General features: G+C 61.6%; 19 protein-coding genes. 1 reads left to right on the top strand and 18 read right to left on the bottom strand.

All coding sequences use genetic code 11. The annotated features are described in order from the left end of the window. Window positions 1-223 precede the first annotated feature (223 nt). Window positions 224-1342, top strand: a complete 1119-nt coding sequence (locus tag H621_RS0108840) for an LOG family protein (protein WP_028943041.1) — start codon at window positions 224-226, stop codon at window positions 1340-1342. 13 nt (window positions 1343-1355) lie between these two features. Here the strand turns inward: H621_RS0108840 and recX are convergent, their stop codons facing one another. The 18 genes from recX to H621_RS0108740 all read right to left on the bottom strand — a co-directional run bounded on the left by recX (window position 1356) and on the right by H621_RS0108740 (window position 14893). Further along, window positions 1356-1823 carry a recombination regulator RecX gene (gene recX / locus H621_RS0108835; RefSeq protein ID WP_028943040.1) on the bottom strand — a complete coding sequence of 156 codons (468 nt, stop codon included), beginning with the start codon at window positions 1821-1823 and terminating at the stop codon, window positions 1356-1358. An 8-nt stretch (window positions 1824-1831) separates the two neighbouring features. Then, window positions 1832-2902, bottom strand: a complete 1071-nt coding sequence (recA, locus tag H621_RS0108830; protein WP_028943039.1) for a recombinase RecA — start codon at window positions 2900-2902, stop codon at window positions 1832-1834. Between the two features lie 103 nt (window positions 2903-3005). Then, window positions 3006-3488, bottom strand: a complete 483-nt coding sequence (locus H621_RS0108825) for a CinA family protein (RefSeq protein ID WP_028943038.1) — start codon at window positions 3486-3488, stop codon at window positions 3006-3008. Between the two features lie 59 nt (window positions 3489-3547). Further along, entirely contained in the window at window positions 3548-4048 is a 501-nt protein-coding gene (locus tag H621_RS0108820) for a lysis system spanin subunit (protein WP_028943037.1), read from the bottom strand. Continuing rightward, window positions 4045-4596 carry a glycoside hydrolase family 19 protein gene (locus H621_RS0108815; RefSeq protein WP_028943036.1) on the bottom strand — a complete coding sequence of 184 codons (552 nt, stop codon included), beginning with the start codon at window positions 4594-4596 and terminating at the stop codon, window positions 4045-4047. Before H621_RS0108815 ends, H621_RS0108820 begins: the two co-directional genes overlap by 4 nt. A 22-nt stretch (window positions 4597-4618) precedes the next feature. Then, entirely contained in the window at window positions 4619-5662 is a 1044-nt protein-coding gene (locus H621_RS0108810) for a phage late control D family protein (RefSeq protein WP_028943035.1), read from the bottom strand. A 68-nt stretch (window positions 5663-5730) separates the two neighbouring features. Beyond that, window positions 5731-5937, bottom strand: coding sequence for a tail protein X (locus H621_RS0108805; protein WP_028943034.1), 207 nt, complete (start codon window positions 5935-5937; stop codon window positions 5731-5733). Beyond that, window positions 5912-6757, bottom strand: a complete 846-nt coding sequence (locus H621_RS0108800; protein WP_028943033.1) for a phage tail protein — start codon at window positions 6755-6757, stop codon at window positions 5912-5914. The genes H621_RS0108805 and H621_RS0108800 overlap by 26 nt, the downstream gene beginning before the upstream one ends. 10 nt (window positions 6758-6767) lie before the next feature. Beyond that, complete coding sequence (locus H621_RS0108795; protein WP_028943032.1) at window positions 6768-8330, bottom strand: hypothetical protein; 1563 nt, start codon at window positions 8328-8330, stop codon at window positions 6768-6770. A gap of 141 nt (window positions 8331-8471) precedes the next feature. Further along, entirely contained in the window at window positions 8472-8774 is a 303-nt protein-coding gene (locus H621_RS0108785) for a phage tail assembly protein (RefSeq protein ID WP_028943031.1), read from the bottom strand. Window positions 8775-8783: 9 nt separating this feature from the next. Beyond that, window positions 8784-9293 (bottom strand): phage major tail tube protein, encoded by a 510-nt coding sequence (locus H621_RS0108780; protein ID WP_028943030.1) that lies wholly within the window; start codon window positions 9291-9293, stop codon window positions 8784-8786. 12 nt (window positions 9294-9305) lie between these two features. Beyond that, window positions 9306-10472, bottom strand: coding sequence for a phage tail sheath subtilisin-like domain-containing protein (locus tag H621_RS0108775; RefSeq protein WP_028943029.1), 1167 nt, complete (start codon window positions 10470-10472; stop codon window positions 9306-9308). A 464-nt stretch (window positions 10473-10936) separates the two neighbouring features. Beyond that, a complete protein-coding gene (locus tag H621_RS0108765; RefSeq protein ID WP_028943027.1) occupies window positions 10937-11401 on the bottom strand; it encodes a hypothetical protein in 465 nt (154 codons plus the stop codon). Between the two features lie 9 nt (window positions 11402-11410). After that, the gene (locus tag H621_RS0108760) at window positions 11411-12181 is read right to left on the bottom strand and encodes a hypothetical protein (protein WP_156905604.1); all 771 of its coding nucleotides are present in this window, start codon (window positions 12179-12181) and stop codon (window positions 11411-11413) included. A gap of 6 nt (window positions 12182-12187) precedes the next feature. Continuing rightward, complete coding sequence (locus H621_RS0108755) at window positions 12188-12874, bottom strand: phage tail-collar fiber domain-containing protein (protein ID WP_028943025.1); 687 nt, start codon at window positions 12872-12874, stop codon at window positions 12188-12190. Further along, complete coding sequence (locus tag H621_RS0108750; protein WP_028943024.1) at window positions 12871-13593, bottom strand: phage tail protein I; 723 nt, start codon at window positions 13591-13593, stop codon at window positions 12871-12873. The genes H621_RS0108755 and H621_RS0108750 overlap by 4 nt, the downstream gene beginning before the upstream one ends. Further along, entirely contained in the window at window positions 13590-14570 is a 981-nt protein-coding gene (locus H621_RS0108745) for a baseplate assembly protein (protein WP_028943023.1), read from the bottom strand. The genes H621_RS0108750 and H621_RS0108745 overlap by 4 nt, the downstream gene beginning before the upstream one ends. Then, on the bottom strand, window positions 14567-14893 hold the full coding sequence (locus H621_RS0108740) for a GPW/gp25 family protein (RefSeq protein ID WP_028943022.1): 327 nt from the start codon (window positions 14891-14893) through the stop codon (window positions 14567-14569). Before H621_RS0108740 ends, H621_RS0108745 begins: the two co-directional genes overlap by 4 nt. Window positions 14894-14896: the final 3 nt, after the last annotated feature.

Raw genomic sequence — 14896 nt, 5'->3', positions numbered from 1 at the left:
CTTTCCAGGCACGCAACGGAGGGGGGACGACTGCCGACGGGCCGTATCTGCATTACCGAATAATAACGACTGAACACTCATCATCACTGCATTGAGACCTTGCAGGTCTACTGCAATGCTCGGGGCGCACACTCGAGCCACGGCAGCCAGCGACACATGCAGTGTCGCGGCCGGACAACACATTGTTTCCGGTCAGAGGTTTTGCTGCAGAAGGAGACGTTGAATGCCTTATCAACCGAATGAATTACTCTCGAGTCACTTCAAGAACAACGGAATTGACCTGAGCAAACTGGAAGAACAACTGACGCAGGTTGCCCCCGATAGCCCCAACCTGCCGCTTTACCGCGACATGATGCTGACCGTTTTGCGCATGGCCCATGACGATAGCAACCGCTGGAACGCGAAGATCACCCTGCAGGCCCTGCGCGAACTGGACCATGCGTTTCGTACCCTGGAACAGTACAAGGGGCGGCGCAAGGTCACTGTCTTCGGCTCGGCCCGTACCCCGATCGAACACCCCATGTATGCCTTGGCCAGGGAGCTTGGCGCGGCACTCGCACGCTCCAACCTGATGGTCATCACCGGCGCTGGCGGCGGGATCATGGCCGCAGCTCACGAAGGTGCAGGGGTTGATCACAGTCTGGGGTTCAACATCACCCTGCCGTTCGAGCAGCACGCCAATGCCACGGTGGACGGCACGGACAAGCTGCTGCCCTTCCACTTTTTCTTCATTCGCAAGCTGTTCTTCGTCAAGGAGGCCGATGCACTGGTGCTCTGTCCTGGTGGCTTCGGCACCCTGGACGAGGCGCTGGAAGTACTCACCCTGATCCAGACCGGCAAAAGCCCGCTGGTGCCTGTGGTGCTGCTGGATTCACCGGGTGGCAACTTCTGGCAGGAGGCCCTGAACTTCATTACTCGGCAACTGGAAGAAAACCGCTACATCCTGCCCAGCGACATGAAGCTCCTGCGCCTGGTGTACAGCGCCGAAGAGGCGGTGGAAGAGATCAACCAGTTCTACAGCAACTATCATTCAAGCCGCTGGCTAAAGAACCAGTTCGTGATTCGTATGCATCACCCACTAAGCGAAGCTGCGCTCTTCGACTTGCAGGAAGGCTTCGCCGATCTGCGCCTGAGCGGCCACTATCACCAGCACGCTTATGCCGGCGAACACCACGACGAAGCCCGGTTCAGTCACCTGACCCGCCTGACGTTCGCCTTCAACGGTCGTGACCAGGGGCGTCTACGCGAACTGGTGGACTTCATCAACTTGTCGGAAAATTGGGCCAAGCCAGAGCCGATGCACACCACACAACGCGCCCGCGAAGCACTGAAGGTCACCTGAGACCCACGCGTAGCTAGTCGTCGAAGCCTCGGCCGCTCAGCAGGCGGCCGATCATCTCCATGGAGAAGCCACGGTAGACCAGGAAACGGGTTTGCTGTGCGCGGGCGCGCGGATCGACGGGGCGTTGCCCCGAAAACTTGCGCTGCCAGACATCCTGCAACTGAGCCGCCCAGTCCACCCCGCATTCACTCAGAGCCTGATCGATATCACCACGTTGCAAGCCGCGCTGGCCCAGCTCTTCGCGTATACGTGCCGGGCCGTAGCCAGAGCGCGAGCGATAGCTGATGAAGCTTTCCAGGTAACGGGATTCACTGAGTAGGCCCTCTTCCGTCAGACGGTCGAGCTCCTGGTCAATCAATTCGGGGGGAGCGCCGCGCTGACGCAACTTGCGCGTCAGCTCGACTCGACCATGCTCGCGGCGTGCGAGCAGGTCCATTGCTGTCCGCCTTACGGCGACGGGGGTGTCGAGTACGACGGACATGGGAGGGATCAGTAACCGGCTTCGGCGTCTGCCAGATCGTCTTCAGGCTCGGCGTTGGCCTCTGCAGCCTTGCCAGCAGCCTGGACAGCACCGGCATTGAGCAGCTTGTCGCGGATCTGCTTCTCGAGGGTCGCGGCGATCTCCGGGTTTTCCTGGAGGAACTTGGCAGAGTTGGCCTTGCCCTGGCCAATCTTGCTGCCCTGGTAGCTGTACCAGGCGCCCGATTTCTCCAGGAAGCCGTGCAGCACGCCCAGGTCGATGATTTCGCCGTTGCGGTAGATACCCTTGCCGTAGAGGATCTGGAACTCAGCTTGACGGAAAGGTGGCGCCACCTTGTTCTTGACGATCTTGACGCGGGTTTCGCTACCGACCACTTCGTCGCCTTCCTTCACCGCGCCGGTACGGCGGATGTCGAGACGAACCGAGGCATAGAACTTCAGCGCATTACCACCGGTAGTGGTTTCAGGGCTACCGAACATCACGCCGATCTTCATGCGGATCTGGTTGATGAAGATCACCAGACAGTTGGCGTTCTTGATGTTACCGGTGATCTTACGCAGCGCCTGGGACATCAGACGGGCCTGAAGGCCCACGTGCATGTCGCCCATCTCGCCTTCGATCTCGGCCTTCGGTACCAGGGCGGCGACGGAGTCGACGATGATCACGTCAACAGCGTTGGAGCGCACCAGCATGTCGGTAATTTCCAGGGCCTGTTCACCGGTGTCAGGCTGCGAAACCAGCAGGTCGTCGACATTGACGCCCAGCTTGCCAGCGTACTCGGGGTCGAGCGCGTGCTCGGCGTCGACGAAGGCACAGGTAGCGCCCATTTTCTGAGCCTGGGCGATAACCGACAGAGTCAGGGTGGTTTTACCCGAGGATTCAGGACCGTAGATCTCGACGATACGGCCTTTTGGCAGGCCGCCAATGCCCAGGGCGATGTCCAGGCCCAGGGAGCCGGTGGAAATGGCCGGGATTGCCTGGCGCTCGTGGTCGCCCATGCGCATGACCGCGCCTTTACCGAATTGACGTTCGATTTGCCCCAGGGCCGCAGCCAAGGCGCGCTTCTTGTTGTCGTCCATTGAAGTCCTCACGTAATCGATAGGGCCTGACGGCCAGAACACCTGTATAAGTAGCCAGTATTATTCCACAGGGTTTTCTTTCCGCCTACCCCCGAATTGCGATTTACTCCGCGCCAAGGTGTAACAAGCCCTCTAGCGCGGCGATTACCGTTTGTCGGCGCACCTCGTCGCGGTCGCCATCGAAGTGCCGGCGCTCGCTGCTTACATGGCTGCCATCGGCCCAGGCCAGCCACACGGTGCCCACCGGTTTTGCCGGCGAGCCGCCATCGGGGCCGGCCACGCCACTGACCGCCACGGCAAATCGTGCGCCACTGGCAGACTGGGCGCCACGCACCATGGCCTCGACCACCTCCTGGCTGACCGCTCCCACCTTGGCAAACAAGGCCTCGGGAACAGCCAACTGACGGGTTTTCTGCTGGTTGGAATAGGTCACGTAACCAGCCTCGAACCAGGCCGAGCTACCCGGAATCCGGGTAATGGCTTCTGCAATACCGCCGCCAGTGCAGGATTCGGCCGTGGTGACGTGGGCGTTGAAACGGCGCATGTGCTCACCCAGCCGGGCAGAAAGCGCTGTGATCGGGTCCATGGCAAGCTCCTTGAAAGACTGCCGCCTACCCTACACCAGCTCCGCCCGGCCACACATCCTCAATGCGCCAATGCCCGCACATAGGCCTGGCACGCGCGCAAGGCGATCAATCCCTGGTCGCCCCGATCGGTGATGGCGATAATTCGTCGAGCATGCGCCGGCTCAAGTCGGGCGCGTACGGCATCATGATCCAGGCGGCCGGCGCCGGCGGCGGAGGGCAAAGTGGTGCAACCGGCAGCGTTACGCTCGACCACGACCGACAGCCGCAGATCAGCAGTAGCCAGACGGTCACGCAAACGCGCCTGATATTCGCGAGCATCGACAAGCTCCTGATAATGAAGTTGATCACTGGCCTGCATCTGCTGCTCAAGCCCCACGCGTTGCTGGCGCTCGGCAAGCAGTTGCGCACTGGCGGACTCGGCCTGGGCCTGCCGCTGCCGCGCGCAGGCATGTGCCTGCTGCGCCAACTGCCGCTCCAGGTGCCAGCCCTGAACCTGCCAGGTCAGCGCACAAGCCAGCAGCATCAACGCCAGCACTCCACCCAGTTGCACGCGGCTCAACCCAACACCTCACGGGCCCGCGCCCAAAGCTTCAACCGCTCTTCGAGGCCATTGAGCCCGCCATTGATGTGCCGGGTAATGCGGTTGAACTCGCCGCGATCAGCCAACGGGTTCAACCCCCGCGAATGCCAGAACCACGCGGCAGACTCCGCGGCCCATTGCGGCTGCTCAAGCAACTGCGGTTGACCCAGCAGGCGATCATCGCCGAACAGCGCCACGCTGCAGGCCCGGTAGTTGTTGCGCCCGGTGATCTGGATCAGTCCTCGCCCACAGTACAACTGGCCATCACCATCGGCTTCGACGGTGTTGCCCAGGCGCAATGCCAGGTTGCCGGTGTCGTACCGCGCCAGGTAGCGCTCACTCCCCAGTTCCTTGACGTAGCGCAGCTGGCCGGATTCGTGCCCCACCTGGGCCAGGAAGGCTGCGACCCGCCGAGGAGTGTTGATCTCCCAGCGAGTCATGGCCTGATTCAATGCCGGTAAGAAAACGCCCGCGTTCAGGCGGGCGCTCGGGAACACGGCAGCAAGTTGTTCCAATGTCATATACATCCTCCATGTCCAGGTATGGCGATCAACGTTGCTCTGCCTTCAATGACGCTGCCCGGCTGGCTTGACTGCCCTTGGCCCGGGCCTTGCCCTGCTTGCCGCCGTTGCACTCGACGATGGTGCTCCAGCCGGATGCGGTGAACGTATGCGCCACCGACTCGATCAGAAACTCGCCATCCAGGCCGTTCTTGAACCCTTGGGTATTGATGATCCGTTCAACGAACAAGTCTGTGCGCCCGGCCATTTCCAGGCGTACCTGGGCGGTACTTCGGTTGAATGCGGCCAGACGTGCCCGGGCCGCCTGCTCCGCGGCTGTCTTGTTCGGGTAAAGATGCCGGTCGATATGCACCGGCTGCAGGCCATCGGGAGAGGCGCCATTGCTCAGGTCTATGGCCCTCACCTGGCCGCTGCCGGCGTCCTGATAGCGAGTTCGCACAGCCTTGTAGGCCCCCTTGTCAGCCAGGTGAATGTGCCAAAGGCTCACGTCACCACGCTCCAGGGTGACGATGCCAAGCGTTTTGCCGCTGCCGCTGTGCCCGCCTTGACGCGGGAGAACCAACAGGCTGCCATCTCCGATCTTCGCGGTGCAGTCGAACTGCCTGGCCAGGCGAGTGATGAAATGGAAGTCCGATTCATTCAACTGATCGACCCGCGACACGGGCGTAATGACCGGACACAACGGTTGCCAACCATTGCGTGCGGCGATGTCACGCACGATCTGCTGCAAGGTCACGCCCTCCCAGCTGCCACTGCGTATCGCCTTGCCCGTGCCACGCATGTCACTGGCCTTGCCCCGGATAACAATACTGTCCGGCGGACCCGCCAGCTCGACCTCATCCACGGTGTAGCGCCCCAGCCGCGTCAACGTCTGCCCCGAGTACCCCAGATGCACCTCGATCGTGGCGCCGCGAGCGGGCAACACCACGGCCCCGTCGCGATCATCGATACGCAGTTCGAACTCATCGGACTCCATGCCGGGTTTGTCCGTAGTGCGTAACAGCAGCAGCCGGTCATTGATCAGGCTGGTGATGTCCTTGCCATCCGCGACAAGGCGAAACACAGGTTGCATGACTCACGCTCCTGAAAAGGCAGACCCCGCACGTGGCGGGGTCTGGTCGTAATTTGAATTGCCGGAGATCAGTCCCACAGCTGCACCGTGGCCTCTGCCGCGGGGGGCAACGCAGGCAACGCGATCAACACACCGGCACGAAAGGGTTGCGGCTCATCGGACAACCCCTGGTTGGCATCGAGCACAGCCTCGACGCTGCCGTTCAAGTGGCCGTAATAGTGCTGGCACAAGGTGTCGAGCAGATCCCCGTCAGACGTCCTGCATATCGTTGCCATAACTTGCAAACTCCAGTGAAAAGGCTTGTTTTCGCGGTATACCACCGGCCAGGAAACGGCTCTGGTCTTCCTCGATGCGGGTAAGGCACCAGGTCCCCAGCACCTCGCCGTAGCCGGTGGTCAGTGTCATCGGCTGGAGTTGCCGCCCGATACTGCGCAACGCCTGCAATTGACCAAGTCCACCTTTGAATATCGGAAAAATCGCCCCTTTGATGCTGATCGTCTCGTCCCCCAGCCCCACGGCCTGCTGCGCCGTACTTCGTGCCAGCCGCTCCTGTGCTGCCCAGCGGAAGCGACTCTCACGGCGCAACGTATCGAAAGCTGCCGTATCGAGATTGAAGTAAAACGCCGGGGCCTGTGGCGCCAGTGGCTGGAGGATCAACAGGTGAGGAAACGGCTTCACCGCGTTACCCGCTGGTGACGCCTCGAAGGCAAAAATACGGGCCGGCAGAATATCGCCCAAGGCTGGGTTGACCCTGCCTGCCACCCGGTTTATCGCGGCGCTGGCCCTGGCCACCTGAGTGCGTACCTCGCTTATGCGCGCTTGCACCCGTGCCACGACCGCCACCGCTCGATCGTACTGTGCCAATACGTTGCCGGCGGTTGCCTGCGCCGAAGTGATCGCGCGCAGGGTCCGTTGCAGCCTGGCGCCAATGGCCGGGCCAATGTATGGCAGGCCCTCCAGCGCCGATGCGGCTTCACGGATATCCTCCAGGGCGCCACTCACCGGCGCCAGCATCTGCTCGACACTGTGCCGGCCCGCCTCCCCGGCCGCGACCAGGGACTTGAGTGCGGCTTGCAGCTGGTCCATGTACGTCATGGATTGCTCCTTAAGCTACGTGTGGTACGTCATACAACTGTCGGCTGGTTGCCTGGCGGATCAGCGCTTCGAATTGACGACGGACCATGGGTTCGATGGTCTGGGCAAGTTGGACAGGGTCTGTCATGCAGCCTTGTACGGTGATGGGCATGTTCGAAGTGAAGTTGAACTGCTGATTGATCGGCGGGGGCGGAACACTGGCCTGGGCTGTGGCAGGGGAAGGCAATGCGTTACCCGCCGTGGCAGGCGGAGCCATCGAACCCATTCGCGTCAGCAGGGGCATCAGCCTCGGTACAGGCGCCATGGGTGCCTGGGCCCGCACAAGCGCACCCGGCTCCACCCTGTCGGCCTTTGCTGTCTCGTTCGTCCTGCCTGCTGCAGGCTTTTGCTGATCGGAACCTGCAAACCAGCGCTTGGCCAGGTTGCTGCCGAGTTTATCGCCTGCCATCCCGAATAGCAGCGCACCAATGGCAGCCCCCACCGGCGGACCGATCACCGGAATGACCGAGCCCACCGCAGCGCCCAACAGCGCCCCGCCCAGTCCTCCAATAGCACCACCATAACCTTCGGCTTTTTGCTCCCGGGTCTCGGCTGTCATGAAGGTATCAACCACCTTGATTCCAGACTCGAGCAATGCCAAAGGAGCTGCGCCCAGCATTGTTCGACCAACGGCTCGCGCAGGTCGTGCAGGTCGCGCTGCTTCGGCGGGCGTTGACTCGGGTGGTGCCGGAGCATCCTTCACCTTGTGCGGCGGCACTCCTGCATCGGCCTCACCGGGCCCAGTCTTCGATTTGATAACCGCAGCACCCAACGCAGCACTTGCCAGCAGCAATGGAACGGCAGGATTGGCAGGTAATGCTGCTGTGGCGGCTGGCGCTGGGCAGGCTACGCACGGCACTTCCTCATGTGGTTTGAACGTGCAACAAGGACCTTTATCAGTGTTCCCGCCGCGAGGTGCAGGGGCACCCACCTCGGTGAACCAACGCTTGGCCACTGCCGAGCCAACCCCCTCACCCGCCAGACTGCCAACCATTTCACCCGCTGCCGTACCCGCCGCCCCTCCTCGCCGCCCGATGGCAGCCCCGACGCGCGCGCCCAACAGGCCGCCCAGCGCCCCGCCGTAACCCTCGGCTTTCTCTTCTGGCGTCTTTGCCGTAAGCCATGTGCCAACGGCCTTGATACCGGCCTCGGCAAATGCAACACGCCGTTCCAGCTTGCCGACGCCCTTGGCAGACAGGGCCGTTGATTGACTGGAAGTCATCTGCCTGACACCCACAGCGCGCCCGGAGGCCTGCCCTCTTAAACCCAGGAAAAATGCTGCCACCGTCGCAAGGCCGTGATTGAGCTGCTTGTTGTAATGCGCCTGCTCAGGTGCAGGCGACGCCACGTGTCCCGCCTCTGCAGCTTCAACCGCCTTGCACAACGCTTCAAAGTCCAGCCGATGCATCGCATCCAGGGTTCCAATCATCCGCTGCAACCGCTGGATACGGTCTTCGATTGCAACAAAAACGGCACCTAGCACCGGTTTGACGGCGGCACCTATCACCCGCTCAAACATCAGTTTGCTCGCCATCCGATCCCCCCTCTGCCTTCAAAATGGGCTCAGTCCGTAAGCCACCAGACCATGTCGGGATACGACATGCTCATGATCTCGGCAGCGGTAAAGTTCAGCTCTTTGGCGAGCCGCTTTGCCGCTGCCTTCTGCAAGGTGGGATCAAACTTCGTCGTCTTGCACCAGGCGAAAATAGCCGGCCTGCAGGCGCCCATAATCCTTGAGCGACAGCCCTTCCAGGTCCTTGGCACCGATCTCGGCCAGGGAGGCAAACAGGTTCAGCTCGCGCTGCTCGTCATCACCACCGGCTGCCGACTGCGCAGTGCGGATATCACGCACCGTCGGCGCACGCATCGACAGGCTGTCGACCTGCAAACCATTGGCCTCGCAAGGCTTGCTCAGGTGAACGACTACGCGATCGGCGCTCAGCGTCAGCCAGCCGGGATTTTTCGAAACTTGAGTCATGATCGCTCCTTACAGGCCCAGGGCCGAACGTTGTGCCGCGAGTTGATCGACGCCATCGATGACCCGCTTCATGCCCAGCGGATCGATTTCATAGACCAGGCGACCATCCACCTCCAGCTTGTAGTAGGTCAGCGCCACATTGTGTTTGATTTCGGCCTTGTCGCCGGGCTTCCAGTCGCCCATGTCGACCTCTTTGAGCGCCCCACGCAGGGTGACGATCACCGGCGTGATGCGGCCCTTCAGCCCCTTGAACGCCCCCCGGAAGGTGCCGTTGAAGGCCGAGCCATCGGCCAGGCCAAAGAACTTCAGCGACTCGCGGCGCACACCGGTGGTGACGAAACCGGCCTCCTGCTTTTCCATCCCCTGGTCGATCTCGATGGGCATGTCCATGCCGCCGGCACGATGCTCCTCCATCTTCAGGGTCAGCTTGGGCAGGGTCAGACTCGGTACGTCACCTTGAAAGCTGACGCCATCGACGAACAGGTTCAGGTTGGCCAGGGTTTCGGGAATCATTGCCATGGTTGTTGCTCCTTAGGCGGCTTGGTCGAGGACTTCGGTCAACCACTGGTTGGTGACCTCGACACGGAAGTTCGGGTTTTCTGCAGGCGGCACATCGGTGAAACGGATGTTCCAGTACACCTTGCCCTGCTCCAACTGACTGGCGGTGTTGAGCTCAGGATCGGCAAACACCTCGAAATTGATGATCGCGCCCTGGGCCTTGAGGTCGCGCATGAAGGCCTGCAGGCCTTCGGTCACGTCCTTGACGTAAGTGGCGGTGATCGAGCGGTCGACCGCCCATTTGTGCCCGTACAGGATCGCGTCCATGACGATGTCCATGGTCCGCACGCGAGTGACGAACGCCCACTTCGGATCGCTGCTCAAGGTACGGTTGCCCCACAGGCGATAGCCGTCGTCGCGGATCACCGTGGTGATATTGGCGTTGTTGAGCAGGTTGGCCCGGCAACTGGCGTCACCGTCCAGGTACTCGATGGCACGGCCGGTACCGGTGATGCCAACAAACTCCTTGTTCGACGGCGAGGCCCAGAAGCCGTACTCGCTGTCGGTCCAGGCAAACAAGCCGGCGACCCAGGCAGAGGCTGGGGCATCGACCGTGGCACTGGCCTCGGTGTCCCAGTACTTCACGCCGGGATCGACCAGGAACGCACGCTTGGCGCCGAAATTCTCGGCATAGGCGATGGCGGCTTCATCGGTGGTGTTCGGGCCATCGAGAATAGCCAGGCCGCGCAGCTTGTCGGCCAGTGCGACCAGCGCGGTGCCCACCGCTTCGCTGGCGCTGTGCTTGGGGGTGACCAGCAGGCGCGGCTGGGCGTTGAAACGGCTTTTACCGTCGAGCAGCGCCTGCAGGCCGGTGCGGGTACCGTCGGCGAGGACGCCGCCGATGATGGCGGAGGTTTGCTCTGCCGCGTCCGCAACCTTGGGCACGCCACAGGCAACAATCACAGCCCTGGCACGTCGGTATACGGCGTGGCAGGCCCGAGTGATCGCCGAATCAGGACCAAATGCCGCAATGGCTTCGCGTTCACTGGTGATAAGCATCAGATCATTGGCCTTGGCACTGGTCGCTGGGCCAGGGGTAAACGTGTCGACCAGACCAATGATCGAAGAAGAAGGCAGCGCGAGGGTGCGCGCGCCGGTGTCGACGTTGGTTACGGTAACGCCGTGAAAAAATCCAGTCATGTAGGAACTCCAGAATGCACAAGGCCGCGACTCGCGCGGCCAGGTATAGAAGGAAGTTGGCTCGAATCAGGCTGCAAGCAGCCCAGGCCAGTCAAAGTAGCGGCACTAACGGTGTGGCCAGCCGTTAGGCGACCAGAGAGAACAGAAGATCGATACGGCCGCCTGGCCCCAACATCAGGCGCGTAAACCGTCGTACCAGCGCAGGTGACTCAGGTTCAGCGCCAGATCGTGGGCCAGCTTGCACTCGCCGTGGGTGTACTCACGGCCCAGGAAAAAGAAGACGCCGGCAGCGGCGCCGACCCACTGCCCGGACGGAACGCCGAACAGCGCCAGAAAGCCCTAGACCAGGGCCATGATGAGCAGGCCCGCCAGGGCTTGCTGCCAGCTGGTTGGACTCAAGGTGCTTTCTCCAGGCACAAAAAAACCGCTCTAGGCGGCCTTGGGTTGACTTTGTGGGGGAAGGATCAGGCGGCGTTGCCGACGCCCTGAATACCTGCACGGATCGCGGCAATGGCCTCGTCAGCGATTACCTCGGCCTCTGCATGGCTCGACGCCTGCAGCACTTCATGCTTGCCCTTGAGGCGTGCTGCGCGGATTTTGTGCAACGCGCCTTCCCAGTCGCTGGCCTCGGCCAGAATGTCGGCGGTGGCCGATTTCGCGTCCTTACCTACGGCATCCATCCAGGCTTGCACGGTCGGCGGCACTGCCCTTTCGTAGTTCGCCGCCATGAATGCCCGAGCCTCCTGCGCGGTAAGCTGGTACTCAAGAGCACGCAACGAATCCCCTAGGACTGAGCGGCGGGCCTGATCGGCGACCTGATCAATCTGAAAGGCAGCCGACATACGGGCAGCACCGAGGGGAAGCCCGTCGAAGTCAAAACCTGCGTAGACGCTGTCGCCATAGGTGACGTTCAGGTTGGTGGTTTGCATAGCTGCTCCTTACAAAGTGCCCAGATTGGTCATTACGTTGGTGAGGATTTTCAGGTCTGTAGCAGCGGCCACGGTATTGATGTATTTGCCAGCCATATCGCTTGGGAACGTGCAATTGACCGCCTGAAAAATTACCGCGCTGGAGGCCTGGCCGACGAGCGCGCCAATAAAATCGGCGGCCTTGTTGACCTTGACGGACTGCAGGGTCACACCAATGACAGGTGGCAGCAACGAACCGGCATTGGTCTTGAACGCCGAGCAGATACGGGTGGTAACCGGCTGCGGACTCATACCGACAGGAGATGGCAAGTCCATGTCCACGCTGCGAAGCTCGATGTTGGCCGCCTGACTGTAAAAAATGAAACTGGAGAGCTGGGTACTGGGCGTGCCGGCTGCATCCGTCGAGACCTGATATTTGAACTTGATCTTTGGGGTAACCCCGCTGGAAACGGCGTAGATTCCGTAGACCACGAGGTAATTCACCGTGAGGGGAATGTTGGCCTCAATCGTGTAATCGTTCATCAGGTTGACGTTGCATTGCCCCGCGTTCGGGGTTGCTGCCATTGCCTTGTTAAGGGATTTGAACGCCGTTGTAGAAGTCTTACCATCGTTTGAGTCATTCCCTGTCACGGGGTCTACCCACCAAGTGCGGGTAGTGTCAGGCACTGCCGCAATAGCACTGGCGACAGCACTGTCTATGCTAGCTTTGCGGCCGTTGAAGTAGTCGATCAGCTTGGTGGTTTGCGTTACCAGGCTGGCAACATCAGTTTCAAGACTCATAGCGTCTTATGCTCCGTGGATGTGTTGGACAACAAGGGTTTGCAGGGCTATCAGCCCAGCCGCGTTACTGACCGCCGCACTTAGCAAGCCGTCGCGGTCTTCGTTCTGGCGCTTCTCGGCGGCTTTCATCCGCAACATCAGGTTGGCGATCTGCTCGCCAGCGATGCGCTGTCGGGCCGCCTGATCAACGATCTGGTCTTGCTGCTGCAGACCGCGCAGCTGCTCGGCGATCAACGCCGATGCCTGAGCGGCAAGCGGCGCGGCCAAGGTCAGGTTGAGCCCGCCCGGGATACTGTTGATGGTTACGCTGTCGGCCGGAAGCGCCGCCAGCGACACGTCATAGGCCAGCAGCAAGTCCGCATCGGCAGGCTTGTAGGTCAGCGCCTCAGTGGGGTGCGACCACACCGCCAACAAGGTGCCGTCACTCAGCAGAAAACCGACCTCGCGGACCCAAAAGGCGCGCTCACCATCGGCGACAGCGGTCAGGTGAATTTGCGTGCTGCTCAGCCGCTCGCCGCCGGCAATGGGGTACTTGGCGACTTGCGCCTGCAGGCTCTTCTGGTCGGTTCGTGGGGTATAACCCGCCGTGCCCAGGACGACGTGGGTAATTTCAGCCGCCACGCCGGTGTTATCGGCCCGCCAGATCGCGGCCAGGCCGGCCTTGGTAATGACGGGTTGTAAGGGTGTACTCATAGAACAGCCTCCATCGTGCCACGCACGACAATGCGGAGCCGTACCGCGTTAGCGATCTGCAGGCCCTGTTCAGCGTTGATCGGAATGCCCTGCGCCTCGACAGACCGTCGAACCACGCAGCGCAGGTGGGTAGCGTTGCCCAGTTGCAGGCCCTGCAGCGCCGGATCGAGCGGCACGCCCTGAGCCTCCACCGAACGGCGGTAGACGGTGCGCACCTGAGCGGCGCTGCCCAGATGCAAACCACCATCGAAGCCGGCCCCCAGACGAAAGTCATAATGGCTTCGCTCATTCTTGACGGCGTCTACCAGGGCTCGCAACCGAGCGTACAACTGCGGTGAAAGAATCGAACCCTCACCGGGTCGGTTGTTGTTGACCCACGCAGTGAGCTGGAAGGTGAAGGGCGCGGCACCGGGGATCTGGTGCCATTCCTTGTATTGAGAGTTGACCCGTACTGCCTTCAGCACCCGACGCACTGCACCGACCGTACCTTTGGTCTTGTGTACCGGGATCGCGTCACGAATCAGGGCGCGCTGCTGCTCTTCGGTTTCAGCCGCGCCCCAACCATCGACCTTCATGGCCCACGCCAACCAAGGCAGAAAGTCGGCCGGACAGCGCTCCGAGTCAGCCACACCACGGATGACCTGCGGGTCAATGCTCAGGTCGCAAGCCGCGGCCAGGGCCCTCTCCAAGTCGGTCGCATTCAGTGGCAGCAGACTCATGAGAGCACCTCAGAGGACAGCGTGACGCCATTGCAACTGGGGTAATGTCGCTGGTCGCAGACCACATCTTCTGCCGGTTGAATCAACCGGACCCGGCGTACACCGGTTACATGCAAGGCGGCATAAATTGCCGACAACGACAATTGCCCCTCCAGGCGCCGCGCGGCACTCAGCACACTGTCCAGGCTGGCCCGCGATGCGGCCTTGACCACCAACGGGTCTGGTCCGGTATCGAGCTCCAGGGTAGCAACCACATTGAACTCGACAGGCTGGGCCAACTGGACACGGGGCCGGTCCGTCAACGGCCGCACCTCCTCGGCCGACAGCACCGCCTGCACCGCTTCCACCAGTTCGATCCCCGGTACCGCGCTGGCGGGTCGTGACAACACGGCCAGCGACACGTCCCCCGGCAACGGCTTGTCCAGACCGGCTGAATAGTCGCAAACCAGTACGATCGCTCCTGCTGGCAACTGTGTCTGAATGGCCGTGCTGATCGGTACGCCCTTGAAGGTCGGTGAATCCACCGACACGCTGGCTACGTTGGCTGATGCGCTCAGGCCGTGAAACTCATAAGCGCCACGACTGCCAGCGACGGACAGCGCCTCCAACGACAACCGTGTGCGGTATCGCAATGCATCGTCGTCTTCCATGACCGCATGCACCGGTGGCAACGCGTCCGGATCAGCCGGGGTAATGGTCAGCCGTTGCACGCCGAAATCGGCGGCGCGGTTGTCCAGGTCTGCACCCTTGGCATAGGCCAGCAAGCTGGCTTTCGCCGCGTCATTGACCCGAGCCCGCCCGAGCATTTTTTGAAAAGCCGCCAACTCCAGCAACTTGACGATGGGGTCCGACTCCAGTTGAGCAGTCCACTGCTCGCCCATCTGCAGACGAAAATCGGCCAGCACATTCTGGTACAGCGTTTCAAACTCCAACGTCTCTACCACCTCTGGTGGTGGCAACAGGGACATATCAATCATGCGCTGACCTCCAGAGTCATGGGTTGCGTCAGGTAGCGTCCTGTCAGTTGCAGCGTGATCTGCCCGTCAATCACGGCGGTGACCGTCACTCGCTCAAGCGTCAGACGCGGTTCCCAACGACCCAGTGCTCGGGCAACCTCTGCCTGTACCGCACTCTTCCAGCCCTCATTCACCGGCAGATCGACAAAACGGCGCAGTTTGCTGCCGTAGTCCGGCCGCATGCGCCGGCTGCCCAGCGGCGTGGTCAGAATGTCTTCAATGGATTGGCGCAAATGCGTGGTGGCCGATATCGGCAGACCTGTCCGGCGATCCATTCCGATCATGGC

This window comes from Pseudomonas vranovensis DSM 16006 (assembly GCF_000425805.1).
GTDB classification, from domain to species: Bacteria; Pseudomonadota; Gammaproteobacteria; order Pseudomonadales; family Pseudomonadaceae; genus Aquipseudomonas; species Aquipseudomonas vranovensis.
Note: the sequence above shows the minus strand (reverse complement) of the source record. Positions and strands in the feature narration are given on the sequence as shown.